20 protein-coding genes are annotated in these 25971 nt (G+C 42.9%); 17 read left to right on the forward strand and 3 right to left on the reverse strand.

Going from position 1 to position 25971, the window contains the following annotated elements; genetic code table 11:
• Positions 1–617 precede the first annotated feature (617 nt).
• Positions 618–2549 (reverse strand): ribonuclease J, encoded by a 1932-nt coding sequence (locus tag BO222_RS11795; RefSeq protein ID WP_083647805.1) that lies wholly within the window; start codon positions 2547–2549, stop codon positions 618–620.
• Between the two features lie 484 nt (positions 2550–3033).
• Positions 3034–3591 (reverse strand): peptide deformylase, encoded by a 558-nt coding sequence (gene def, locus BO222_RS11805; protein ID WP_075820945.1) that lies wholly within the window; start codon positions 3589–3591, stop codon positions 3034–3036.
• Between the two features lie 288 nt (positions 3592–3879).
• On the opposite strand from def, the gene BO222_RS11810 reads away from it, so the two are divergent.
• From BO222_RS11810 to BO222_RS11845, 8 genes are all read left to right on the forward strand, one after another.
• Positions 3880–5208, forward strand: a complete 1329-nt coding sequence (locus tag BO222_RS11810; protein WP_083647806.1) for an FtsW/RodA/SpoVE family cell cycle protein — start codon at positions 3880–3882, stop codon at positions 5206–5208.
• Positions 5209–5336: 128 nt separating this feature from the next.
• Positions 5337–5828, forward strand: coding sequence for a pantetheine-phosphate adenylyltransferase (gene coaD / locus BO222_RS11815; RefSeq protein WP_075820946.1), 492 nt, complete (start codon positions 5337–5339; stop codon positions 5826–5828).
• On the forward strand, positions 5825–6511 hold the full coding sequence (gene rnc / locus BO222_RS11820; protein WP_075820947.1) for a ribonuclease III: 687 nt from the start codon (positions 5825–5827) through the stop codon (positions 6509–6511). The genes coaD and rnc overlap by 4 nt, the downstream gene beginning before the upstream one ends.
• A 354-nt stretch (positions 6512–6865) precedes the next feature.
• A complete protein-coding gene (locus BO222_RS11825) occupies positions 6866–11194 on the forward strand; it encodes a PolC-type DNA polymerase III (protein WP_143357039.1) in 4329 nt (1442 codons plus the stop codon).
• A 155-nt stretch (positions 11195–11349) separates the two neighbouring features.
• Positions 11350–11658, forward strand: a complete 309-nt coding sequence (locus BO222_RS11830) for a type II toxin-antitoxin system RelB/DinJ family antitoxin (protein WP_075820949.1) — start codon at positions 11350–11352, stop codon at positions 11656–11658.
• A 314-nt stretch (positions 11659–11972) separates the two neighbouring features.
• On the forward strand, positions 11973–13202 hold the full coding sequence (gene glyA / locus BO222_RS11835) for a serine hydroxymethyltransferase (protein ID WP_075820950.1): 1230 nt from the start codon (positions 11973–11975) through the stop codon (positions 13200–13202).
• Positions 13195–13668 (forward strand): 23S rRNA (pseudouridine(1915)-N(3))-methyltransferase RlmH, encoded by a 474-nt coding sequence (locus tag BO222_RS11840; protein WP_075820951.1) that lies wholly within the window; start codon positions 13195–13197, stop codon positions 13666–13668. The genes glyA and BO222_RS11840 overlap by 8 nt, the downstream gene beginning before the upstream one ends.
• A 163-nt stretch (positions 13669–13831) precedes the next feature.
• Positions 13832–15433 carry a hypothetical protein gene (locus BO222_RS11845; protein WP_075820952.1) on the forward strand — a complete coding sequence of 534 codons (1602 nt, stop codon included), beginning with the start codon at positions 13832–13834 and terminating at the stop codon, positions 15431–15433.
• A gap of 226 nt (positions 15434–15659) precedes the next feature.
• On the opposite strand, the gene BO222_RS11850 is transcribed toward BO222_RS11845, so the two are convergent.
• A complete protein-coding gene (locus BO222_RS11850) occupies positions 15660–17027 on the reverse strand; it encodes a sodium-dependent transporter (RefSeq protein ID WP_075820953.1) in 1368 nt (455 codons plus the stop codon).
• A 287-nt stretch (positions 17028–17314) separates the two neighbouring features.
• Here BO222_RS11850 and BO222_RS11855 point away from each other — a divergent pair, with 287 nt between their 5' ends.
• From BO222_RS11855 to BO222_RS11895, 9 genes are all read left to right on the forward strand, one after another.
• On the forward strand, positions 17315–18496 hold the full coding sequence (locus tag BO222_RS11855) for a phosphoglycerate kinase (RefSeq protein WP_075820954.1): 1182 nt from the start codon (positions 17315–17317) through the stop codon (positions 18494–18496).
• Between the two features lie 19 nt (positions 18497–18515).
• A complete protein-coding gene (tpiA, locus tag BO222_RS11860; RefSeq protein WP_075820955.1) occupies positions 18516–19262 on the forward strand; it encodes a triose-phosphate isomerase in 747 nt (248 codons plus the stop codon).
• A gap of 263 nt (positions 19263–19525) precedes the next feature.
• Positions 19526–20293 carry an HAD hydrolase family protein gene (locus BO222_RS11865; protein ID WP_075820956.1) on the forward strand — a complete coding sequence of 256 codons (768 nt, stop codon included), beginning with the start codon at positions 19526–19528 and terminating at the stop codon, positions 20291–20293.
• Between the two features lie 686 nt (positions 20294–20979).
• Positions 20980–21801, forward strand: a complete 822-nt coding sequence (locus BO222_RS11870) for an HAD-IIB family hydrolase (protein WP_158024613.1) — start codon at positions 20980–20982, stop codon at positions 21799–21801.
• Positions 21802–22008: 207 nt separating this feature from the next.
• On the forward strand, positions 22009–23307 hold the full coding sequence (locus tag BO222_RS14010; protein ID WP_075820958.1) for a CHAP domain-containing protein: 1299 nt from the start codon (positions 22009–22011) through the stop codon (positions 23305–23307).
• A 422-nt stretch (positions 23308–23729) separates the two neighbouring features.
• A complete protein-coding gene (locus BO222_RS11880; protein ID WP_083647808.1) occupies positions 23730–24281 on the forward strand; it encodes a nitroreductase family protein in 552 nt (183 codons plus the stop codon).
• Positions 24278–24763, forward strand: coding sequence for a 2-C-methyl-D-erythritol 2,4-cyclodiphosphate synthase (gene ispF, locus BO222_RS11885; protein ID WP_075820959.1), 486 nt, complete (start codon positions 24278–24280; stop codon positions 24761–24763). The genes BO222_RS11880 and ispF overlap by 4 nt, the downstream gene beginning before the upstream one ends.
• 142 nt (positions 24764–24905) lie before the next feature.
• Entirely contained in the window at positions 24906–25766 is an 861-nt protein-coding gene (gene folD, locus BO222_RS11890; protein WP_434059357.1) for a bifunctional methylenetetrahydrofolate dehydrogenase/methenyltetrahydrofolate cyclohydrolase FolD, read from the forward strand.
• Complete coding sequence (locus BO222_RS11895) at positions 25759–25971, forward strand: DUF951 domain-containing protein (protein ID WP_075820960.1); 213 nt, start codon at positions 25759–25761, stop codon at positions 25969–25971. The genes folD and BO222_RS11895 overlap by 8 nt, the downstream gene beginning before the upstream one ends.

Below are 25971 nucleotides of genomic sequence, written 5' to 3' on the forward strand. Positions count from 1 at the left end.
GCCAATGAATATATGCGGCGAAAGTATTACAGACTAATACGCAAAGGAAAAAAGCACAATATAGCCGTTACTGCGATTGCGAGAGATCTTTCCTGCTTTGTCTGGGGACTTATGACGGATAACATTTGCATTGCCAGAAACTGAGTTTAATAAGAAACAATCTGTTTTAGAATCAACGAGTTTTAACCTGCAATCTACCATTTTAGTTCAGGTGTTTGACAGCAGTTCAGAGAAGCTGCCTGTGCAAGGTCTGAGTGATGGGCGTTATAACTCTGTTGGCCTGTGTAACAGCAGTGATCCACGCATTGAGACAGCTCCACTCCTGGCGAACCATTGACCTGTTGGTAACCAATCCACGTATAACAGAGTGGCCAAAAGCCGGGGCCAATTGCCGTGCAGCTTCTGTGAAGTGCTGTCTACCATCGAACCAAAATGAAGACTATCAATGGGGGTAAGGGGGCAATATGTCTTCTTATTCACTCTTGACAAAGGTCATTTCATAACAGTTATAGTGTGTTTGGTAATTTTGTTTATTGAGCATGAACATATTTTACCAAAAAAGGCACCTCATCCATTACGGATCAGGTGCCTCTTTTTATTTTTGGACTGTCAGAAATTTAACAGCCCCTTTTATGATTTGTATGGTTATTTGAAGCTGGTTTCCCTGAATTTTTTAAGGAATGATGAGTGGAACGAGGGTTTTTGACTGTTGCTGCACGGCGTTTATTCATCATCTCTTCCATTGCGGCTTTCGAATTCAGAATCACTGGAATAACGATGGGGTTTCTATGCGTCTTCTTATACAGGAAAGGTTCAAGTGAAGAGCGAATGCAGTTTTTGATTTCGGCAAAAGTCGTCTTTTCTTTCATTTTTTCTGCCAGCGCATTGCCAACCACATATTCAGCCTCACGAATGAGCGGCTGAGAATCTTTCAGGAAGACAAAACCTCGTGAGACAATGACCGGACGGCAGAGGATCTTATTTTCCTTGGAATCAATCGCAATGACTACGGCCACTAAACCATTGTCTGCAAGGATGCGGCGGTCTTTAAGGACTGCGGTTGAAAGTCCGGAAATATCGTTTCCATCGACATAAATGTCATCACCCTGAAAGCGCCAGTCAGATGGAATAATCTGATGATCTCTCATCAAAAGAATGTCGCCATTCGAACAGATAAAGATGTTTTCTTCAGGAATTCCAGTTTCGATTGCTGTCTGGCGATGCTGCATCAGCATTTTATGTTCACCATGAATTGGCATCATGAATTTTGGTTTCAGAAGCTGAATCATCAGTTTCTGTTCAGACTTTGAAGCATGGCCGGTTGTATGCAGGTTATTTAAAACAGACTTGTTCAGAACGGTAGCTCCTGAACGAAACAGCTTGTCGACGATTCGGTTAACGGAAACATCATTTCCCGGGATTGGATTGCTCGAGAAAACAACAGTGTCTGTTGGCTTCAGATGAATATAGCGATGGGTTCCATTGACGATGCGGCTTAACGCGGCTAAGGGTTCTCCCTGAGATCCTGTACAGAGGATGCAGACTTTATCATCTGGAGTGTATTTTAACTGATCAGGAGACAGCAGTTCATCATTGGAAATGTGAATAACGCCCATGTTTCGGGCAATTTCAACAACGTTTTCCATTGAGCGTCCAAAAACGGCTACTTTGCGGCCTGTTTTGCGGGCGGCATCAATAATCTGAGCCACTCGATACACATTGGAAGCAAAGGTCGCAACGATAATTCGGTTTTTTGTGCTCTTCATGATCTTCAGAATTTCCCTGGCTACATCCATTTCTGAAATGGAGAAACCATCCACTCCCGAATTTGTGGAATCCGACATCAATAGATCTGGCTTCATCGTTCCGATAAAAGCCATTTTCTGATAATCGGCATTCTGTCCCACTGGCGTCAGGTCAAATTTGAAATCTCCGGTGTGAACAGCGGTTCCATTTGGAGTTGTAATAAACACTCCAAGTGAATCTGGGATGGAGTGAATGGTATTGAAGAAGCCAATCGTGAAATTTTTCATTTTGACAGAAGAGTCTTCATTGATTTCTATAATTGGAACTTTGGGCGCATCCTTGTGTTCACTGAGTTTCTTTTCGATCAGAGCCTTTGCAAATCTTGGTGCATAAATCTCTTCAATTCCAACCTGCTTGATCAGAAATGGGATACCGCCAATATGATCTTCATGGCCATGAGTGATCACAAGTTTTTTGTGTTTTTTGTTATTTCGAATCAGATGATGGTAATCCGGGATGACGTAATCGACCCCGAGCAGATCATCACCAGGGAAAAGAACTCCGCAGTCAACGATGACAATTTCGTTGCCATGTTCGAAGCAGTACATGTTTTTTCCAACTTCACCCAGACCGCCAAGGGCATAAATCAGAGTGTCGTTTTTCTGAACTTTATGAATATCGTTATTGGAATTGCTTTGCAAGGCATCCGATTTTTTGCGGATATCTTTATCTTTATCTTTGTCTTTGTCATTATGGCGTCCTCGTAAAGAAGAAGCCGGATTTGTATTCTGTTGATTAGGCATTAATAAAATCCTGAACCGTATCGGTTCTTCCTTTCTGTAACAGCCGTAAGCAAAAGGGATAGATGCATTCTGATTATGAGAAGTAATAAATCGATGAAAACAGATAGCCGGATTTCTGAATCCAAAATGATTCAGCAGCGCAAATGATTATTGAATTCTTTTACCAGCAAACTGGGGGAGTAAAGCCAAAGATTCCAGGTGCTGATCCATTGGATGATCAAAATGAGTTCTGTCGTATGCCTGCCAAACTAATCTCTTTTGAATCGATAGTTGATCTTCAGAGATCAGGCGGCCTGCAGGTTTTCATTCGTTTACGGCAAAGGGATCCAAAGAAGATCAATGTCAGCTTTGGGAGCTTTTCTTTTTTGCAAATAAGATTGGTAAGATCAGTCAGATTATAAGTGAAAGAAAAGCAATTAAAAGTCATGAGTATTGTAACACAATGACAATGAGGCCTAATTCGTGGAAGAAAAAAACAGTGGAACTATTCAAGCACCACTGCATTGTCCGGAATCTGATAAGGATTCTTCTGATTAATATGATCGTAGTAAAGTTTTCCACTCAAATGATCGATTTCATGCTGAAGAACAATCGCTGGATAGCCCTCAGCCTTAATTGTCACTTCCTGGTCCGTTAACAGGTCATATCCGCGAACCTTGATGCGGTTTGAACGGAATACATAGCCTTCCTTGGTTTCAGGAACCGAAAGACAGCCTTCACCTGTCTGTAAAGCGGCCAGTTCGCGGCTTCTCGAAATAATTTTCGGATTCGCTAAAGCAAATTCAAAAATATGATCTTCATCGATTGGAACCACAACGGCGATCATCTTTTTGGGAATACCGAGCTGAATTGCCGCAATACCCACGGCAGGCTGAAGATTCTTTACTTCAGCGATTTGTTCGTCCTGACTTTCAGCAACATACTGATGCATTTTAAAGAGCAATTCGGCATCTTCCTTACTTAATGGGATATTCACATCAGCGGAATGCTGGCGAATTCTGGGATCATCGTCATGAATCACAGTTTCCATGTTAATTTCCATAGTATAAGCCTCCAATATTCATCATTCTATCTTGTCCCAATCACTTTTCAAAGCGTTCAGAGAGTTTGCAGATTCTCAGAAATCTCTTCCTCAAAGAAGCTTATACCGCTTATGTTAGTATTCGTGCATGGAAATCTTTTAAGAAATAGAATAGAATCAGTTTTTGTATTATTTTACTTTTCTGCTTAGTATTCTGTTTCTATTGACAGTTTCTGTTGGCAGATTTGCAGTTTTGTTTAAGCGATCCAATGACCGAAACGAAATAATGAAAGAATCCGGAAAGGAAAGATGCCTGTGCAGGAGTATTCAAGTCCTGGTCCAATGCCAAATGCCCATAAAACCAGGAAAAAGAAGCGCCGCTCTCTGTTTTCGAAAAATAAAAGAAGAAAAGAAAAAAAGCCATTCATGGAACGGATGTTATCAAAACTGATGATGAAATCCGGAAGTGATCCCTGGATCAATGCAAGTGTTTTTTTACTGATGATCTTTGGAACGATTATGGTCATATCTACAGATCTGGGTCTTCACATCGGTGAGCCCCGTCAGATCCTGATCAGTATTGGCAAACAGCTGCTCTATATGGGTGCTGGCTATTTAAGTATGGTAGCTGTTTCCAAATTATTCGATTATTCATTGTTTAAAGTTTTTCAGAAGTTTCTTATCATCGTCTTTTTTGGATTGATGATTTGCGTTCTTATTTTTGGAACCACTGTTTATGGATCAAAGGCCTGGCTGACCATTGCCGGAATTATTTCCATTCAACCATCTGAATTTGCTAAACCGCTGATCATCTGGATGAGCGCTCTGGCTGTATACATGACCTGTTATTATCCAAGACGAAGTGAAAGCTTCTGGGTTATGTTTCATGATCCGAATATGTTTTTTATTGGCTGTGCACTTTTTGTCCTGCTTCAGCATGATTTAGGAACATTAACGATTATCTTTTTGATCTATGTGGTCTGTACTCTGGTTCCAGCTGAAAAAGGCCCCCGGTTCGAAAAGACAAGAAAGGTTCAGAAATGGATCAAGGGCATAGGTGCTGTTGCAGTCATCTGTGCGACCGTATTCGTCTTTGTCACTGACATAGCGGAAAATGTCACGAGCCAAATTACACCCCTCTATCATGTTTCGACCCGTATTCGAAATATGAAAGATCCATATGCGGATGTCTATAATGAAGGCTATCAGCCAGCCAACTCGCTGTATTCCATTGGAGATGCCGGTTTATTTGGTAAGGGAATTGGAAACTCGGCCAGAAAATATGGGTATCTTACCCAGGCGGATTCCGATTATATTCTTGCGGTAACCATCGAAGAGACAGGAATTCTTGGTCTTGGGCTCATCTTTGTCTTATATCTGATCCTGATTGGCCGCATGTTCTGGTATGCCCTGATGGCTAAGGATTCTTACGATAAGGTTCTGCTGGTTGGAACAGCAGCCTATCTGGGAATTCACTTTATTATCAATGTCGGTGGAGTGGGAGCCCTGATTCCAATGACGGGAGTTCCTTTATTATTTATTTCAGCAGGAGGAACTAGTATCGTCGCTGCAAGCTTAGCTATTGGTGCTGCACAAAGCCGGATTGCGGATATTCGAAAGCAAAACGGAGAAATATAGAACCGGCAGATTACGGAAAATAGGCTATTTGCGCCGGAAGATTGTTCATTGAATTCAATGAATGATCTTCCGGTGTTTTTACCTGATAAGATAAAGAATATAGATCATCATGATTAAAAGGAGAATTAATGACGAGAGCAGCTTTTTGCGGATCATTTGATCCGGTAACCGTCGGGCATATTGACCTGATCAAGCGAGCGGCTCCTCTTTTTGAAGAAGTGATCGTTTTTGTATCGGTCAATTCTTCAAAAAGTGAAGCCTGGTCAGCGGCAACCAGAAAAAGATGGATAGAAGAAGCCGTCTGCGGCCTGAACAATGTTCGTGTTGAAATTCAAAATGGACTTTCAGTCGATGCCTGCAAACAGGCTGGTGCGAGAGTTCTGCTGCGTGGAATTCGTCCGGAAGACAGTGCATATGAAGCAAATATGGCCTATGTGAATTCACAGATTGATCCTTCAATTGAGACCCTTTGTCTGTTTGCTTCAGCCGGAATGGAACACATTTCAAGTTCCAATGTCCGGGAAATGCTCCGATATCATGTGAGTATCGAAGGTCTGGTTCCTGATTGTGTCCTAAAGGATCTTCAGCCAGATTTCTATCATGGAGAGATAAGCTTATGAGAACTTTTACTGACTGGCTTCGCGGTTATGGTCTGGAGCCTAAAGATGTCAAACTGTATTACGAAGCCTGTACCCACTCATCGTATGCCAATGAACATCACCATTCGATTCCGGATAACGAACGTCTTGAATTCATGGGGGATGCCGTCCTGCAGATCTGGTCGGCTGAGGCCCTGTATAACATTCATCCAAAACTTCCGGAAGGAAAGATGACAACAATCCGTGCGCAGACAGTATGCGAAAGCACGCTGGCAAGACTGAATGATCAGCTGGGCTGGTATGAATTTTTACGGTTAGGAGTTGGAGAAGAAAAATCAGGCGGAAGGCATCGTACTTCCATTCTGGCTGACCAGTTTGAAGCCTGTATTGGAGCGGTTTATCTGGACTTGGGCTATGAAGCGGTCGAAAAAATCCTGAATGAATATATGAAACCGCTGATCAGCGCCACACACAAACCGGAAGACGTCACCGATTATAAAACTCAGCTTCAGGAATTTGTTCAGACGGATAACCGCAAGACCATCCAATACCGCCTGCTCTCGGAGACTGGCCCATCGAATGCTCCAACATTCAAGATGGGTGTTTTCCTGGACGAAATCTGCATGGGTGTTGGCAGCAGCTCGACCAAGAAAAGAGCAGAACAGAAAGCTGCCAAAGAAGCCTTTGCCAAACTGGCTAAATAACCTTTGATTAAAATAGCAATTTATCTGAATAGTGAAGGAAGACGTAATTCTGACTTCAAAAAAAAACAGCCGCACATATCCGGCTGTTTTTTGGTTTTTGTGAATTTAAGTCGAATTGATATAATTCTGTTTCAGAACGAAAATTTTCATGACCCTCTATGAAGAACTGAATTTTCACATCAATTAAGCATGAGTTTTATCTGTATTCTGGTAAAGCTTTGAATGTTTTTGCTGGAAAGGATCAGACATAGAGGTTTGTGAATCATGAAAAAATAATTTCATAAAATGAATAAGAAACAATAGTGAAGAAAAAACAAAAACAAAAACGATGAAAGGAGGAGGGGAGATATGGGCATGGGATTTAATGATCTCTTAAGAGATTTTTTAAGTGATGAAATCATAGTTCATACGGACCAGGCGATTCTTTTAGAAAAGCCGGTTTACCATTCAAAAAGCAAAACACTGAATCTGAAGACTGTTTTCGATCATCCACTGCCATTTCCGATTTATCAAAAGCTCCTTCATGACTTGAGAATTGCTTTACATGCAGCCATTGATCTGAGTATTCAGGCAAACGAAAAGATGGATGATATTAATGAAATTGATCGTTATATTTCCTGGATCACTAGTAAACGTAAATCAGTAGCCTGCTTTCAGGGACTGCATCCATCCTTTTCCCATGAGCTCGATCTGAAGTTTTCATCGACTTCGGAAGATCGGATTGCAAAACTCAAGCATGCGGCTCCAGAACTCAAAGAAGAACTGGACAAAGCAGGGATTCATGTTGAAATTCTGGTGGAACTGACTGAAGAAACGCCGGATGCAGGAACGGCTTCGATCACATTGCCAAAAGCGGCAGAAAAAACGGGTAATCCTTCCGTAAATGATAACCGGCCCCGCTACCGCAATAACAAAAAAGAAGCCATACAGGCTTCCATTGGAGAACTTCAGGTCGGAATGGAGAATGTTGCGCTAACGGGTCATATTTTTGATCAGGAAATGCGAACTTTCAGAACCGGTAAATCTCTGCAGACGATTTATTTGTCGGATTACGAAAATGCGGTGGCCTGCAAGCGGTTTGAAAATCGATTCTGCTCCAAAGAGGATCTTGAATCCATCAAGACGGGTATGTTTGTCCGGGTCACAGGAAACATGGTTTATGACAACTATGCCAGGGATAACGTATTAATGATCAGTTCGATCGAACAGATTCCTGCACCTGTGCGCAAAGATGAAAATCCGGAAAAGCGGATTGAATGGCATGTACATACGACTTTTTCTGAAATGGATGGAGTCTGTTCGGTTGAAGAATACATTCAACAGGCTTATGACTGGGGAATGGAAGCCATCGCGGTTACTGATCACAATGTCGTTCAGGCTTTCCCTCTTGCTCAGCATAAAGTAGAGGCTCTGAAGAAGAAAAATCCGGATCGGCCTTTTAAAGTGCTCTATGGCTGCGAGATGAGTATGGTCAATATGGACTATAATCCAGTCTATAATCCGGCAGAATTGCCGATCGAAGATACTGAATTTGTTGTATTTGACCTTGAAACTACCGGACTGTCCAACCGGCTCGATGACATCATTGAATTTGGTGCGGTTCGAATGAAAAACAAGGAAGTGCTTGAGCGTAAACAGTTCTTTATCAATCCAAAAAGACCAATCCCTGCTCATATTTCTGCCTTAACTCACATTCATCAATCGGATGTGGAAAATGCGAAACCGCTTGAAGAAGCCTTTGAAGATATTCGTGCATTCTGCAAGGATGCGATCTTAGTCGCCCATAATGCTTCCTTTGACTTTGGCATGCTCAATGCGGCGGCAAGGAAGCTCGGACAGCCAGAATTTGATAATCCAGTGATTGATACATTGCATATGGCCTATTCGATGCTCAATCTGAAAGGATATCGTTTAGGAAATCTGTGCCGCCATTATGGGGTTGCCTATGATGGCGAAGGAGCTCATAGGGCTGATTATGATGCTGAGGTTTTATGCGCGGCCTTTACTCATATGCTCAATGATTTGGGGCCTGAACTTCAGCTGGCCGATATTCTTAAACTAGGCAAGGCCAAGGATCTGCGCGATGCCCTCAGAAAGAACAGAGCGCATCATATAAATGTCTACGCCAAAAACAAGGAAGGGTTAAAGGAACTATTTGAACTGGTCACTTTGTCTCATACCAAATGTCTGGCCTATAACCCAAATGGAGGAAGCAACGTTACCGGTGTCCCCCGAATACCCAAAGAAGAGCTTCAAAAAGCGCACGACAGAGGGAATCTGCTTTTTTCTTCAGCGTGTCAGAATGGAGAAATCTTTGAACTGGCGCATACGCGCAGTGAAAAGGATCTCAAAAAAGCCATGCAGTTTTATGACATGATCGAAGTTCAGCCGTTGGCCTGCTATAAGAATCTGCTTGACCGTCATGCGGTTGCTTCCAAATCGGATCTGCAGAAAATTCTTCGCTTTATTATCGATGCCGCCAAAGATCTGAATATCCCTGTGATTGCCTCGAGCGATGCCCATTACGTTCATCCGCATGAAAAAAGAGCCCGCGATGTATATATCAACGCCAAGGCGGGCGGCAACTCACGTCATCCGCTCTATAAATTCTCATTGGCTGACAGGCAGTCCATGTCAAACCCCGATCAGCATTTTCTGACAACGGATGAAATGCTGAAAGCTTTTGACTGGCTTGCAGATGATAAACTGATTTATGAAATTGTGATTGATAACCCAAAGAAAATGGCGGCAGCCATGGATGTGCTCTATCCGGTAAAGGATCGGCTGTATCCACCGGATATTGAAGGCAGTGATCAGAAACTTCGCGATATCTGTTATGAGACGGCACGAAATAAGTATGGCGAGCCGCTGCCTGCTCCGGTCAAGGAGCGTCTGGATCGTGAGCTCGATGCCATTATTGGAGCGGGTTATTATGTGGTTTACTACATTTCTCATCTTCTTGTAAAAAAGAGCAATGAGGATGGATACCTGGTTGGCTCGCGGGGATCGGTTGGATCTTCATTTGTTGCGACCATGTCCGGAATCACTGAAGTTAACCCCCTCAAGCCGCATTACATCTGCGAAAAATGCCATCACCTGGAATGGATTGATGATGAAAACATTCATTCAGGTTTTGACCTTCCAGATAAGGTCTGCCCGGATTGCGGTGAAATCATGCGTGGAGATGGTCAGGATATTCCATTTGAAACTTTCCTGGGGTTTGAAGGAGATAAGGTCCCTGATATCGATTTGAACTTTTCAGGTGAATATCAGCCCAATGCTCATGCCTTTACCAAGACGATCTTTGGAGATGATCATGTCTTTCGTGCTGGAACCGTCGGCACGGTTCAGGATAAAACGGCCTATGGTTTCGTTTTGGGTTATGAAGAAGAACTTGAATTGAATCCTTTTTCAGAGGCGAAGCGAAATGATCTGGCAAAAGCCTGTGAAGGAGTAAAGCGAACAACCGGTCAGCATCCAGGAGGAATCGTTGTCGTTCCGCTCGATATGGATGTTCATGACTTTACGCCGGTTCAGTTTCCTGCCAATAACCCTTATGCCGAATGGAAGACAACCCATTTTGACTTCCATCAGATTCACGACAATATTTTGAAGTTCGATATTTTAGGCCACGTTGATCCCACCGCGATGAAGATGCTTGAACGCATGAGTGGAATTGATGTGACAACCATTCCGATGAATGATCCGGAAACCATTTCGATCTTCTCGAGTACAGATGCCCTGAAAGTGGATTCCACCCAGTATCGGGAGTCAACTGGAGCTGCCGGAATTCCTGAATTTGGTACGCCTTTTGTCCGCGGGATTCTCGAACTGACCAGGCCGACTACCTTTGCCGAGCTGGTTTCGATTTCCGGTCTGTCTCATGGAACCAACGTCTGGCTGACCAATGCCAAGGATCTGATTGATGCGGGAATCTGTACCCTTCGTCAGGTCATTGGATGTCGAGATGACATCATGGTTGACCTGATCCGTTATGGCCTTCCTTCCAAAGCCAGCTTCACGATCATGGAAAGTGTCCGAAAAGGCAAAGGACTCAATGATGACTGGGAAAAGCTGATGAAAGAGAATCAGGTGCCGGACTGGTATATCGATTCCTGCAAAAAGATCAAATACATGTTCCCAAAAGCGCATGCTGTTGCTTATGTCATCATGGCGGTACGCATTGCCTGGTTTAAGGTGCATAAACCTTTGATTTACTATTGCCAGTTTTTCTCAATTCGATGCAACGCCTATGACATCCCAACCATGGTTCAGGGAAGAGACGCCATTGAAAAGAGAATGTTTGCGATTGAACAGGCTCGCCAGGATAAAACGACTAAAGTATCCGATAAGGAAAATGAAATTTATGATACTCTCGTTTTGGCCTATGAGATGGTCATGCGTGGTTATCGTTTTTCCAATCTTTCCATTTCCAGGTCTGCTGCTACTGAATTCAGAGTGGATCCAGATGATGATAAAGCCATCATTCCTCCGTTTTGTGCGGTGGATTCTCTTGGGGAAAACGTTGCAAAATCCATTGTGGCAGCCAGAGAGCAAAAGCCTTTTTTAAGCAAGGAAGATGTCCTCAACCGCACCCAGTTATCCAGAACGCTGCTTGAAAAGCTCGACTTCATGGGAGCTCTTGAAGGTCTTGATGACGAAAATCAGCTGACATTATTCTAGATGCATACTTTTGACCTTTGTTTTAACTCGCAGTTACTGATTTGGAACTTTTTTTGAACTGACAGAAAGATAATCCGTCAGTTAAACAGACGGAAAGCTCTTCATCATGCCTGAATGGTCCGTGTTATAATTTTATCCATAAGTGAGGTATCCATATGGCAGTAACAAATGTCAGCTTTGAAATGAATGACAAACTAAAAAATCAGATGGAAGAAATCTGTGAAGATCTTGGTATGAGCATGGATGATGCTTTCCAGATTTTCGCCAGAAAAATGGTAAATGAAGAAGGGCTTCCTTTTGAAGTGACTGAAGCGGATTATCCGGTGGATGAAAAAGAAGAAAAACTCAAAAAGGCCTGCGCTATCGCAGCTGCCGCCGCGGCTGTATGTGCATTAATCGCCCTGATTGTCCGTCTGTTCCACAAAAAAGAAGAGAAAAAAGAAGAACGTCATTTCTGGTTCTAAAGCCAAAAAGACCAGTCAACGTTTTTCAGCTTTCAATTCAGGCAAGATCCGATCATGGGTTTTGCCTTTTTTCAATTGGGTTCATTCACTTTTTGGAATAAAAAACGAGAAAAACACAGAAAAAACCATAAACAGAGTCCTAGATGGGTGTGAATGTGGTAAAAAGGGCAATTAATTTTCCTGACAGGTTTTGTAAAAGCTATGAAATTACAGATTTTTTATCTGAATTTCTTTACAATGGACAAAGACCGGCTTTAGCCGTCCACAGACCATGCAAGATGGTTATTCAGAAAAGGAAAGAAAGGAATCTTTGTATGAGAGATTGCGAAATGTTCGAAATTATCGAACGCGAAGAAAATCGACAGAAAGACAATGTTGAACTGATTGCATCTGAGAATTTTGTATCATCCGAGGTGAGGGAAGCTCAGGGCTCCGTCCTGACCAATAAATATGCTGAAGGCTACCCAGGCAAACGCTACTATGGCGGCTGTGTATATGTCGATCAGGCAGAAGATCTCGCCAGAAAAAGGGCACTTGAACTCTTTGGCGCAGAGCATGTCAATGTGCAGGCTCATTCCGGATCACAGGCCAATATGTCTGTTTATCAGACCATTCTTGAACCAGGCGATACCGTGCTTGGTATGGACCTGACCAGTGGAGGACATCTGACTCATGGCCATCCGCTGAACTTTTCAGGACGCACCTATAATTTTGTTCCTTACAATGTGGATCCAGAAACTGAACGGATCGACTACGATACACTTGAAGAACTCGCTCTTGAACACCATCCAAAACTGATCGTTGCCGGAGCTTCTGCTTATCCGCGCACGATTGACTTTGAACGTCTTGGTGATATTGCCAGGAAATCAGGCGCTTACCTGATGGTTGACATGGCTCATATTGCCGGACTGGTTGCTGCCGGAGTTCACCCTTCTCCAATCCCATATGCTGACTTTGTCACTACAACAACCCATAAAACTTTACGCGGTCCTCGCGGCGGTATGGTTTTCTGCAAGGAAGAATTTGCAAAAAAACTTGATTCAAGAACATTCCCAGGCATTCAGGGCGGACCGCTTGAACATGTTATCGCGGCAAAAGGAATCGCATTGTATGAAGCCAGTCAGCCGGAATTCAAAGAATACGCTAAGCAGATCATTAAAAACGTTCAGGTGATGGCAGACGTCTTTAATGAAAATGGTTTCCGCCTGGTTTCAGGAGGAAGCGACAATCACCTGCTTTTAATTGATACAATCGCTTCGGTGAATATGACAGGTAAGGATGCGGAAAAACTTCTCGATGAGGCCGGTATTACTGTCAATAAGAACACCATCCCGTTTGATCAGCAAAAACCATTCATTACCAGTGGAATTCGCTTAGGTTCAGCAGCCATGACTTCGCGGGGATTCAAGGAAGATGAATTCAGAAAAGTTGCCAACTGGATCGTTGAAGTATTAAAAGCCGGTGATGAAGAGACGGCTTTTCGAGTAAAGGAAGAAGTCGTAGCGCTGACACGTCAGTTCCCAACTGAGGCAGTTCTTGATTAAACTTTTTGCCATCGGAAAAAATAAGGATAAACATCTTCAGGCGTTATGCAATGAATATCTCAAACGGATTACGCCATTTATGAAGATTACCGAAGAAGAGTTCAGGGATGAACCGGATGTTCATTCTGAAAGAGAAGGGGAAGCCAGACGGATTAAGGAAGCGGAAGGAACCAGGGTTCTTTCAAAAATTAAGCCGCAGGACTTTGTTGTATTGCTCGATCTGCATGGAAAGATGGTCTCTTCAGAAGAATTTGCCAGACTTCGCGAAGACTGGTCAAGTCGACCAGGTGATCTTGTATTTGTGATTGCCGGAAGCCTTGGACCCAGTGAAGATCTGGTAAAAAGAGCCAATTACAGATGGAAGATTTCGGATCTGACCCTGACTCATCTCATGTGCCGGCTGATTGTTCTTGAACAGATTTATCGATCGTTTATGATTGAAAATCATCGGACTTACCATAAATAGTCATAACATCGTTAAGATAGTATAGAGTGACCGGTTTTGCCGGGCAGAATGACCTGATGAATTTTTGGAATGTTTTGTAGATTTAGTTTTAAAGATTTAGATGGAAATCACCGATTGCCTTTGAATGGTGAGGCGATCTTCCGGGATAGAAAAGATCAATGATATGCGACGTAATGTAAAAAATTATTTATGTGTTCTGCTTCTGATTTCGACTGTCTATTTCATGTCGATGACTTATCTGCGTGCGGAAGAAACCAGAACACGTCTGATTCGGATCGAACGAACGGAAGATGTCAGTCTGCCTACGGGATGGTATCTTCTGACCGCAGCGCAGGGTCTGATTATTTTTGTGGATGCCTTTTATCTGATCGCATCGAAGGGGAACCGAAAAACATTCAAACAGACCATGGAATCTGTTCCCGTTCGTGTCATCGGAGGACTAAGTGCTCTTGGCGGAGGAAGTGCCGGGATCATGCTTTCTGTTGGGCTGATTGGCGCCATGCCTGCGCTTGAGATGCCGCATTTAAACCTGCCAGAAGAAAAAGTGGCGCAAGGTGAGCCGGAAGGTGAAGAAGAACAGACCTATGTTTTCCCTGTTCCTGAGCTTCCGCCTTTAATGCCAGTGGAAAATCTGGCATCACAGGCGAATGGAGTCTTAGTCATCTCTGATGCACAGGATCTTTCGGAGCAGGCAATCAGCGACCAGAGCGATATTTCTGCCATTCTTGCAGCTCCTGGTGCTCAGTTGTCGCTGGTGGGTTCTTCTATTGTCAAAAGCGGAGATGCCTCTTCGCCGGAGAATGCAATGGCCTATGGACTCAATGCAGGACTATTTGTTCGTGAGGGCGCAGCAGCCAATATTATGGGCAGTTTGCTGAGTACGGCTGCAAATGGATCGCCAGGAGCAGCAGCCAATGGTTCTGGCGCGGTTCTTTCCATATCGGATTCAAATATTTCAACTTCTGGGGCCTTTTCTCCTGCAGTGATGTCTTTGTTTCAGGGAAGTGTCACCTGTGGAAATGATCAGATCAGTACTTCAGAAGCACAATCACCGGTGCTGGTTGCAAGAGCCAATGGATCAATTAATGCCAGCGGCGGCGGATTATATGCCTATGGACCTCAATCTACTCTGATATACGGAGATGGAAAGTTTGAGCTGAATTCGGTCTATGGTCAGTCTTCAGGCGGATCGCTGATGTTTTTGCAGAATGGGGCTGAAGTTTCCTTAAACGGATGTACTATGAGTGCTTCGGGTCTTTACTCCGATGGTCTCGAAGGTGGAATTTATATTAATGGATTCGATGAAAATGGAAGAGAGAAGAAGATGATGGTAAATCTGAATTCTAATTCTCTTTCATTAACTCAGAGCGGTAATGGAGATATTCCAATCCCGATGTTTCATACGGTGGGCGGACAGACTCAGATCAATCTTTCGAACTCTTCCTTAAGAATTCCTTCCGGCTTATTTGGTTATGTTGAAGGTGGGAAGACGGAGATGAATCTGGATATGCAGAGTGCATATGGCTCCTACGTAGTGGATGGAGCAGCTTCGTTGAACTTACAGCTGCTGAATTCTTCATCCTATACTGGAATTATCAATACTGAAAATACGGGTGCTGAAGTCAATCTTCATATCGATGCAAGCAGTACGCTGTCTCTGACAGGTGATATCTATCTGTCGTCCTTTACAGATGATCAGACAGATTATTCAAATATCGCATTTAATGGATATATGATTTATGTTCAGGGAAATCCAATCCTGTAAGTGATATCGTCCACGAATCAGTTCTCAGACCATCAAAGTGAGAATGAATCCACTGATTCAGTAAGGCAGATTCAACTTGCTCTGAAAATTAAAAAATGAATATAAAATCCTCCGAATCGGTCGTTCGGAGGATTTTTACTATCAGGAGTTTGAATATTTAGTGATATGTATGAAAGCAGGGACAGATTGTCATTATGATTTCATTTTGAATGAATTCCTGAGGCCATCAGCCAAAGTAGCTGACCAGACCGATAATAAAGAGAATCAAAATAATCACTGGCAGGCCATAAGAACAATAGCCTTTAAGCCATTGAGGAAACCGCAGACCTTTTCCTTCGTTTACCTCATCAGTAAATGCGTTCCATCCCCAGCCAAGTTTCGAGGTGCAGTAGATCACAAAGATCAATGATCCGATTGGCAGAAGGATATTGGATACTAAAAAGTCTTCAAAATCCAGAATTGTATTTCCTGCCTTTAATGGTTCAATCCAGGAAAGAACATTAAATCCCAAAGCACATGGCAGGGACAGGAAGAAAACGATAAATGTATTGATCAGACAGGCTTTTGAACGGCTCCAGCCAGTCAGATCCATTGTTCCCGAAATGATATTCTCGAATACCGCCAATACGGTTGAAAGAGCGGCAAAACTCATGAATACAAAGAATAAGGCTCCCCATAACTGTCCCATCGGCATGGCGTTAAAGATATTCGGTAAGGTAATAAAGATCAGTGAAGGTCCGGCTGTTACTTCGACGTTGTAGGCAAAGCAGCTTGGAATAATGATCAGACCTGCAGTAATGGCTACAAAAGTATCCAGCAGGCTTACATTCACTGATTCTGATAGTAATGAATGATCCTTTTGAATGTAACTGCCAAAGATAGCCATACTTCCCATTCCTAAAGATAAAGAGAAGAAAGCCTGATTCATTGCATTAACAATCACGGTTGCCCAGCCGATTTCGTGTACCCTTTGCAGATCAGGCATCAGATAAAACCGCAGTCCTTCTGAAGCCCCCGGCGCAAGCACTGAGTTGATGGCTAACAGGACCATGATTCCAAGAAGGGCAAGCATCATCCATTTGGTAATTCGTTCAAGCCCATTCTGCAGACCGATGGCACAGATACTAAAACCGGCGACTACGCTGATTCCCATATACAACACCAGTGAATATGGATCCTGAATCATCTGATCAAAGTGAGCGCTGACTGCCGAAGCATCCATCCCATTGAATGTTCCAGAGGCCATTTCCACAAAGTAGCGAAGCATCCATCCGGCTACTGTGGTATAAAACATCATCAGGATATAGTTTCCGGCAAAAGCGATCTTTCCGTGAAGAGGCCAGAACCTCTTTTTTGGTGTCAGGGTTTCATAAATCCTGACGATGGAGCGTTTGGCACTGCGGCCAATCGCAAATTCCATACACATCACCGGCAATCCAAGGATCACCAGAAAAAAGAGATAAAAAAGTATGAAGATGGCTCCGCCGTTCTGTCCAGCGACGTATGGAAATTTCCATACGTTTCCAATTCCGATCGCACATCCGGCAGAAAGCAGGATGAACCCCAGGCGCGAGCCGAGTTTTTCTCGTTCCATAAACGATTCCTTTCCATTTTTCTGTCTTTTTAAAGCCTCTGAAGAGATTTTTACAAATGATTCAAAAGACGCTTTGAGTAAAAAAGACAATAAGAAATAGAGTAACTTGTCAAAGCAAAACAAGCAATGGAAGAATGGACAGGAAAATTGAAAAATTTGTGAAAGCTGTTCTGAAAACCTGACGGAAACAGTGAAAAGAATCCATAGAATGGGTTTAATGAGGGTGTTATAATGAGGAGGACAAATGCTTTGAAAGCATTTCAATTATAGGAGGAAAATTACGCTCTATGGCAAAGAAAACTGTCAAAGATCTGGACGTTAAAGGCAAAAAAGTCATCGTCCGTGCTGACCTGAATGTTCCTCATAAAGGCAGCGAAATTACCAACGACAATCGGGTTAAGGCAGCCGTTCCTACGCTGAAATATCTGACTGACAATGGTGCAAAAGTTATCCTGATGTCTCATCTTGGCAAAGTGAAGACTGAAGAAGATAAAGCAAAAAATGATTTAGGTATCGTAGCTCCACGCCTTCAGGAACTCATGCCGGAAGTTAAGGTTGAATTCTGCCCTGTAACCCGTGGAAAAGAACTCGAAGACATGGTTGAAGCTCTTGAACCAGGAAACATCCTTCTTGTTCAGAACACCCGTTATGAAAAAGGCGAAAGCAAGAATGATCCAGAACTTGGAAAATACTTGGCTTCTTTAGGTGATGTATTTGTAGAAGACGCTTTCGGTTCTGTACACCGCGCCCATGCTTCTACTGTAGGCATCCCTGAAAACATTGCTGAAAACGGACTTGGATTCCTGGTAGAAAAAGAAGTTGACATGCTTGGCAAAGCAGTTGATGATCCAGTACGTCCATTCGTTGCTATTCTTGGCGGTGCAAAAGTTTCTGATAAGATTGCCGTTATCGAAAACATGCTCGACAAAGCTGACAAAGTTATCGTTGGCGGTGGAATGGCTTACACATTCGAAAAAGCGCTCGGTCACGAAGTAGGTAACTCTCTGCTTGAAGAAGACAAGATCGAACTGGCTAAATCCATCCTTGAAAAAGGAAAGGATAAACTCGTTTTACCGGTGGATACTGTTGCTGCAGACAAATTCGCCAATGACGCCAACACAATGATCGTTGAAGAAAACATTCCAGATGGCTGGATGGGTCTCGATATTGGACCAAAATCCATCGAACTGTTCAAGGATACCCTGCAGGGTGCCAAGACTGTAGTATGGAATGGACCAATGGGTGTATTTGAAATGCCTAACTTTGCCAAAGGAACTCTTGCTGTATGTGAAGCAATTTCCGAACTGCCAGGTGCAACTACTGTAATTGGCGGTGGTGATTCTGCTGCAGCGGCTATTCAGCTTGGATTTGAAGACAAATTCAGCCACATTTCTACTGGCGGCGGTGCCAGCCTTGAATACATGGAAGGCAAGACACTCCCAGGTATTGCTGTAATTTCTGAAAAATAAGAGAAGAGGACCCTAACTGATGAGAGATATTATTATTGTCGGCAACTGGAAAATGAATAAGAACAATGCTGAAACAAAAGCATTCTTCGAAGAAGTTGATCCAGCTGCTAAAACAAGCAAAGGACTGTATGGTGTTGGCGTACCTTTCACTGACCTGAGAACAGCTCTTGATAATGCGGAAAACCTGATCGTTGCCGCTGAAAACGTTCATTTTGAAGATTCTGGTGCATTTACTGGTGAAGTTTCTGTACCTATGCTTGAAGAACTGGGCGTAAAATACTGCATTATCGGTCACTCCGAAAGACGCTCCATGTTTGGGGATACCGATGAAACAGTGAATAAGAAAGCTAAACGCCTTCTTGAAGCTGGAATCACTCCAATTCTTTGCATTGGTGAAACTGAAGCTGAATACGATGCTGGTAAAACAAAAGATGTTGTTACAGCTCAGCTGAATGGTTCCTTAAAGGATATTCCTGCTGAAGAATTCGGCAACATCGTTCTTGCTTATGAACCAATCTGGGCGATTGGAACAGGCAAATCTGCTTCTGTTGAAATCGCAGAAGACTGCTGCAAACTGGTTCGTGATGTAGTCAGAGAAATGGCTGGTGACGAAGCCGCTGAAAAAGTAAGAATTCAGTACGGCGGTTCTGTTAAACCTGGAAACATCGTTGAATACATGGCTCAGCCAGATATCGATGGTGCTTTAATTGGTGGAGCATCCCTTAAACCAGATTCTTTCCTGGAAATCATTGAAAAAACAAAATAAGTAATTTCAATGGATAATTACTCTGTAAAATAAACTGATTCGACAAAACCCGGTTGATTCTTCTTCCGGGTTTTTTTGCGGTTGAATCTTTGTCTGGTTTGTGTTGAAAACGCTTTGGAAAAGTAATGGCTGTGGATTTGATCGTGGTCTGTGAGGTCCTCGTACGCAAAACCCAATTGAGAATTGACGTTCTATTAAGAATAGGTTAGAAATGGATACAGAAATGAATTAACCTGGAAAAAGGAAGAGGCTGGTAAGAGAAAATGAAAATTTTAGCAAGTGATTTTGATGGAACCATCTGCTTTCGAGTCAATGATGAACATTGCTACAGAGATGAAGACATTAAAGCGATCTCTGAATTTCAGAAAAAAGGAAATAAGTTTGGATTGAATACAGGGCGTTCGCTGCTTACTTTGGATAACGTTCATCCAAAGACAGATGGAGTAATTCCATTTGACTTTTTCGTGGTGGATTCTGGCGCACTTGTAGCGGATCAGAATAAAACCCCTATTTTTGAAGATTGGATTGATTCAAAAGCTGCAAGGAAAGCCATGAACATTGGAAATATTGATAATGTATTTTTTTCGACAGAAGATGGATATGTATCGTTTAAAAATACGGTGCCGCAGCTCCCTTGCAGAATTCTTGATTCTGAATCGGATTTGAATGATTTGCATATTCGCAGTATGTGTCTTGAACCAGATGATTTGAAGATTGCTGCAATGATCAGTCAGCGAATTAGTGAAGCTGGACTTCCACTTACCGTTCAGCAGAATTGGACATCTGTGGATATTTCTCCAGAAGGCTGCTCAAAAGGAACTGCACTCGCAAGGATTGCAGACCATTACAAAGTGGAGCTGAAGGATGTAGCAGCTATTGGAGATGGCCTGAATGATCTGTCTGCCATAAAGGCCGCCGGAATTTCCTTTGCGATGGAAAATGCTCCAGAGCAGTTAAAAGCAGCTGCTGATTATACAGTGGATAGTGTTGCCAAGGCGATTGAGATCCTGGAAGAATTGGAAAAGAACTGAATATCAAAGTCAAAATGGAGCATCAGATGATGCTCCGTTTTGACTTTTTTTGGACAGACGATGAGATATCAATCCGAAAAAGTCGAATCATCTGCCCGGATAATCCATGAAAAAATGTAGGAAAATTGCCATATTTCCAAATAGGGAAATGTTTGAAAACCCCAGGAAAAATTAGCCGTTATAATTGTCAGTACAAATTAAATATTACAGCGAATATGGAAAAAATTCGGGAAAATTTTATTAATCAAGCAATATACATGTTAAATAAATTTAATTTTTGCTTCAGTTGGAGTGAATTTAAATTAAATTGTCATTATTTTTGCTGATTTATAAATGAGAGAAAAGAAAACTTTTTCAATTTACACATTCTAATTAAATCTTATATTTGATGTGAATAAATAAATAGCAGCCAACCTATTTAGTTCAAAATGTAGATTGAATTCAAATCCCTGATGTGCATGATTGCAATAATTTCATTAATCCTTACCGGTGATTGAATTTCTGTTGCATTATTATCGATTGGTGAAAGGGATTTCTGGTCAAACTAGAAAATGAAGCTCGGAAGCATCATATAAGAGACATGGATAATGATAAAATTGGTGCAAATCTTACAAATTGAATCTTTATTTTTTGCATGTTTCAATGGGAACGTGCCAGATTCAGAAATAAATTTTGAGAGGAACCAGATGATGGACCAGACAGTGCATGAATCAGAGTACGCTACGAATTCAAAGAAAATCGATTGCCGCAAGATCGTCTTTGCTTCAGATTTTGATGATACCCTATATCACCACGATAAAAGAGGCCTTTTAGAATCAGACGTTGAGGCGATCGAAAAATTTCAGAAAGCTGGAAATATCTTCGTCCTGTGTACCGGTCGTCCAGCTATTTTAAGGGATGATATTCAGGACTTAATCAAAGACCGGATCCGATTTGACTATGAGATTTATTCATGTGGATCCATGATTCTTGATCAAAACCAGCAAGTGATCTTAAGCCGAGCTCTTCCGGAAACTTTTGTAAGAAAAGCGGCAGAACTTACAGGGCATGTTCCTTTTAAGGCTCATCAAAAAGGCAGGATTTTATATTCAGCGAATATGGACTCTCTTGATGCTGATCAGGGTGTGAACATGAAAGATCCTGATCTTCTTCTTGAAGATGAGGTTTATGAGATCTCTTTTCCAAAGAATGATCCCCTGGCCAGACAGGCTATCAAAGCCCTGAAGCTGGTTCCAGGAGCTGCCTGTTATGAAAATGCAGTGGTCGCGGATTTTGTAAGAGATGATGTTTCTAAAGCGACAGGATTGGATTTTATTTGTACACTGGAACATGTATTGTCTGAAAACAGCGCTGCGATGGGAGATTCATTTAATGATTTCTCCATGATCGAACATGCGAAAACTGGATTTACTTTTCCTGATGCTGATCAAAAGCTAAAAGAGATTGCCGATTTTGAAGCTCAATCGGTTGGCGAAGCTTTACTAAAGCTGATGGACAACAGAGATTAATCTGCCCGAAAATCGGTTGAAGTCCAACATCGAAACTCTGTCACTTCGAGCTGGTACAATCCTGAGAAGTTGGCAGCCAAACACATTCTGGTGGATCAATTTAGCCTCGCGGTATAGAGGAATCCGAGGCGGGATGATATTCTTATTTGTAGAACTTTATTCAGGTAAACAAACATTTTTAAGGTTGAATGACAGGGGGGAAATGCCATGAACTCAATCGAAAAACATGGAAAGTCTATAGCTTTTGCATTATGCGCCGCTTCATTTGCTCCAGTAGCTTTTACAGTTTTGGCTGCTGAAGAAAATCCGGTACTTGAAGGCCCGATTTTAAGCGCTGCTATCCCGCAAAGCGAGAAATCTGATGACAGAACGCCAGCTGTTACAGATGATTATTACATCAGTGAAGAAGTACCTGCTGCTCCAGTAGAAGAAGCTGCACCTGCAGCCGCTGTTCCAGCCGCTCAGTATTCCATGAAGTCTGAACTTCAAAATACTGCCGCAGCCGCAATCACTGAAATTGAAGAAACGCCAGTACCAATCGAAACTGTACAGATTCCTGAGGAAACGGAAACCGTGATCGCAACGGCTGAAGTAGAATCCGTGCCTGAAGAACCTGTATATGAAGTACCTGCAGAAGAAATAATCCCGGAACTGCCTGCAGCAGAAACGATCGATTACAATGCACCTGTTGAAGAGCAGATTGCTGCTGACCAGAATGTTGTCGAAGAAACACTCCGGCAGGAACCCGTTTATGAACAGGCTCCTGTAGAAAATACAGTGGTTTATGAAGAAGCACCTGTAGTCGAAGCACCTGTTTATACAGAAACAGTTGCTCCAGTCGTTGAAGAAGTGCCTGTAGTTGAAGAAGCACCGGTGATTGAAGAAGTGCCTGTAGTTGAAGAAGCACCGGTGATTGAAGAAGTGCCTGTAGTTGAAGAAGTACCGGTGATTGAAGAAGTGCCTGTAGTTGAAGAAGCACCGGTGATTGAAGAAGTGCCTGTAGTTGAAGAAGCACCGGTGATTGAAGAAGTGCCTGTAGTTGAAGAAACACCGGTGATTGAAGAAGTTCCTGTGGTTGAAGAAACACCAGTGATCGAGGAAGTGCCTGTAGTTGAAGAAACTCCGATCGTTGAAGAAGTCGTTGATCCAAACGCAGCTTTAAATGAATCCATCCGCCAGGCCGCTTTGGGTCTGGTTGGAACAACGGACGGTATGCAGTGTACAGAAGTCGCTGCATTAGCCCTGCAGCAGTCTGGTGTTGATGCAATCAGTCTGTGGCCGGATGAATTTGCCGGAGCTTATGGCTATTACACAGATACTCCTCAGGCTGGAAACCTGGTTTACTACGATAACGGCGGCCGTGGAGTTGACCATATTGCGGTTTATATCGGAGATGGCCAGGCTGTTCATGGAAACTACTCGATTAACGGAGATTCCTATACGGTTGTTGCCTCTGTTGAAGTATCTGAAGGTGGAGTTCCACAATATATTCAGGTCAATCCATAAAGGAATATAGGAGGTCAAAGCTCAGGTTGAACAAAACATAAATATCCGAAATGAAACGTGATATTGAGCTCTCACAATCGAAGCAGGATCCAGGTGGGATCATAATCACAAATTAGAAAGAATAACGGTCTGTTGCTTCAGACCGTTTTTTCTTGTTCTGGTTGACCAGAAAATCCACAATTTCAATCACCGTACTTGATGCTTAACTAACCGTGTGAATCCCTATCCTTTGTTATATCCGTAAGGAGAGTCAAGAAGACATCAAGAAGATATAGAGTGAAGAAGAACAGAGCTCTTTGCAGTAAAACGCCTGTTGGTCTGATTCTGGTGCTCTTCTTCTAACCTGATTCAGTCATAAAATTCAGATTTGGTAAGATATGTATGACAAAGTTTTTTTCGCAAAAGATGGAAAGGATACGCAAATGAATGAAGAAAATCTGAGCGCCTATGATCTGCTTTTAAAAAGAAGGTCAGTGCGCGCCTATACTGACAAACCAGTCTCCAATAAACAAATCGAAAAAATTCTGACAGCTGCTTCTTATGCACCGAGCGCTAAGGGTCGTCAGCCTTTTGCATTTTTAGCAGTGACCAATCCGAAAATTATTCAGACTCTTTCACAGCTCAACGCGGATGTGATGAGAAAAGCCAATCCAGACTATCAGGGAGACCCGTTTTACGGAGCCCCCTGTGTGTTTGGGGTCCTGGTTTTAAAGGATCTGCCAACCAGAGAGCTGGACGGAGCGGCTGCAATCGAGAATATGCTGCTGGCAGCCTGTTCATTAGGTCTGGGCAGCTGCTGGATTAACCGGGCCAGAGAGGTCTTTGAAACCAGAGAAGGCAAGGAAATTTTAAATCAGGCTGGCATTGATTCAGAGGCCTATACAGGAATTGGATTTGTGATTGCAGGAGAAGCAGCGAATGGAGTTTCGTATGAAGCTGCTTCAAGAAAGAGTGTGATCGGGGTGATTCAATGATTCGCATCGGACAGTCTATTGACATTCATCAGCTTGTAGAAGGCCGTCCGCTGATCCTGGGCGGAGTTTCCATACCCTTTGAAAAAGGCCTTCTGGGTCATTCGGATGCAGATGTTTTACTTCATGCTATTGCTGAAAGCATTTTAGGCGCGTTGGCTCTGGGCGATTTAGGACATCATTTTCCCGATACGGATCCGGCTTATAAAGGAATGGATTCCAAAGAGATTCTTAAAAGAACGGTCGGACTGATGGAAGATGAGGGGTATCGGATTGGAAATCTGGATGCCACTGTTCTGGCTGAAAAGCCAAAACTTAAAGATTATGTTGAATCAATGCGCTACAATGTAGCTCAGATCGCAAAATGTGATCTCAGCCAGGTTTCCATCAAGGCAACCCGCGGCGAAAAAATGGGTTTTGTAGGCCGGCAGGAAGGGATTGCTGCTCTTTGTGTCTGTCTGCTGACTAAAAAGGATGATGAATAATTCAAACAGAGTTCAAATAGAATCTCATAATCAACCTTATCGGAATGGCATCGGTTGAGATCATTCTTACAGCACATTATCCATCTTCTCAGGTCTGAAACCCGTCATTAGAGAAAAAGAAGTGAACGAGAGGAATATTTCGATGATTATTTATGGAAGTGAACTTTCAAGCCGGCTCAAATCAGAAATGGCTGCAGAAGTTGAAGCCTTAAAAAAAGAAGGCAGAAGAGTCCCGGGACTTTCGGTCATTCTGGTCGGGGATAATCCTGCCAGTCAGTCCTATGTCAAGAGTAAAGGAAATGCCTGCCATGCAGTAGGCATGGAAAATCGAACCATCGTTCTGGACGGCAACATTTCCCAGAAAGAATTAACAGAAGTCATCGCAAAAGAAAATGCCGATCCAGAAGTCGATGGAATTCTGGTTCAGCTGCCCCTTCCTGAACACCTAAGTGAAAGAGAAGCGGTTCATGCCATTTCACCAGACAAGGATGTGGATGGTCTTCATCCGGTAAATGCCGGAGCTTTGCTTTTAGGTGAAGAAGGGTTTGTACCATGCACTCCAAAAGGTGTAATGGAAATTCTTAAAGAAGCCGGTTTAGAAGATCTTTCCGGCAAAACAGCGGTTGTCTGTGGACGCAGCAATCTGGTGGGCAAGCCTTTGGCTCTGCTGCTTCAGAAGGCCAATGCGACGGTAACCACCGTACATTCCAGGACTCCGAATATGAAAGAAATCTGCAGACAGGCCGATATTCTGGTTGCAGCCATTGGTGTTCCGGAAATGATTGACGAAGAGTATGTAAAAGATGGAGCAGTTGTCATTGATGTTGGAATCAACCGGGTTGATGGCAAACTGAAAGGAGATGTCGCATTTGATCGCGTCAGGGACCTTGCAAGCGTTATTACGCCGGTTCCCAAAGGGGTTGGTCCAATGACAGTCTGCATGCTGCTTGCCAATACGCTTGGGGCGTACAAGCGTCACGAGAAGGAAACTGTTCATGAATAAGATCGATTATGGTCTTGGCGATATCGTCGAGATGAAAAAGGAGCATCCCTGCAAAAAATCGAAAGAATTTAAAATCATTCGAATGGGTGCAGATATCCGCATCAAATGCCAGGGATGTCAAACCAGCATTCTGATGAGCCGTCAGGATTTTGACCGTAAGATCAAACGGATCGTCAAAAAAGCTGAATCAGTAGAGGAGAATTAA

Origin of the sequence: Ileibacterium valens, assembly GCF_001945525.1 — a bacterium.
GTDB lineage: Bacteria > Bacillota_I > Bacilli_A > Erysipelotrichales > Erysipelotrichaceae > Ileibacterium > Ileibacterium valens.

Bases quoted from the DNA above. Each gene is read 5' to 3' on its own strand.
- BO222_RS11845 (WP_075820952.1), top strand. From the start codon at position 13,832: ATGCGACGTAATGTAAAAAATTATTTATGTGTTCTGCTTCTGATTTCG.
- BO222_RS11895 (WP_075820960.1), top strand. From the start codon at position 25,759: ATGAATAAGATCGATTATGGTCTTGGCGATATCGTCGAGATGAAAAAG.
- BO222_RS14010 (WP_075820958.1), top strand. From the start codon at position 22,009: ATGAACTCAATCGAAAAACATGGAAAGTCTATAGCTTTTGCATTATGC.
- BO222_RS11880 (WP_083647808.1), top strand. From the start codon at position 23,730: ATGAATGAAGAAAATCTGAGCGCCTATGATCTGCTTTTAAAAAGAAGG.
- BO222_RS11810 (WP_083647806.1), top strand. From the start codon at position 3,880: ATGCCTGTGCAGGAGTATTCAAGTCCTGGTCCAATGCCAAATGCCCAT.
- coaD (WP_075820946.1), top strand. From the start codon at position 5,337: ATGACGAGAGCAGCTTTTTGCGGATCATTTGATCCGGTAACCGTCGGG.
- tpiA (WP_075820955.1), top strand. From the start codon at position 18,516: ATGAGAGATATTATTATTGTCGGCAACTGGAAAATGAATAAGAACAAT.
- ispF (WP_075820959.1), top strand. From the start codon at position 24,278: ATGATTCGCATCGGACAGTCTATTGACATTCATCAGCTTGTAGAAGGC.
- BO222_RS11825 (WP_143357039.1), top strand. From the start codon at position 6,866: ATGGGATTTAATGATCTCTTAAGAGATTTTTTAAGTGATGAAATCATA.
- BO222_RS11850 (WP_075820953.1), bottom strand. From the start codon at position 17,027: ATGGAACGAGAAAAACTCGGCTCGCGCCTGGGGTTCATCCTGCTTTCT.
- BO222_RS11855 (WP_075820954.1), top strand. From the start codon at position 17,315: ATGGCAAAGAAAACTGTCAAAGATCTGGACGTTAAAGGCAAAAAAGTC.
- folD (WP_434059357.1), top strand. From the start codon at position 24,906: ATGATTATTTATGGAAGTGAACTTTCAAGCCGGCTCAAATCAGAAATG.
- def (WP_075820945.1), bottom strand. From the start codon at position 3,591: ATGGAAATTAACATGGAAACTGTGATTCATGACGATGATCCCAGAATT.
- BO222_RS11865 (WP_075820956.1), top strand. From the start codon at position 19,526: ATGAAAATTTTAGCAAGTGATTTTGATGGAACCATCTGCTTTCGAGTC.
- BO222_RS11795 (WP_083647805.1), bottom strand. From the start codon at position 2,549: ATGCCTAATCAACAGAATACAAATCCGGCTTCTTCTTTACGAGGACGC.
- glyA (WP_075820950.1), top strand. From the start codon at position 11,973: ATGAGAGATTGCGAAATGTTCGAAATTATCGAACGCGAAGAAAATCGA.
- rnc (WP_075820947.1), top strand. From the start codon at position 5,825: ATGAGAACTTTTACTGACTGGCTTCGCGGTTATGGTCTGGAGCCTAAA.
- BO222_RS11830 (WP_075820949.1), top strand. From the start codon at position 11,350: ATGGCAGTAACAAATGTCAGCTTTGAAATGAATGACAAACTAAAAAAT.
- BO222_RS11870 (WP_158024613.1), top strand. From the start codon at position 20,980: ATGATGGACCAGACAGTGCATGAATCAGAGTACGCTACGAATTCAAAG.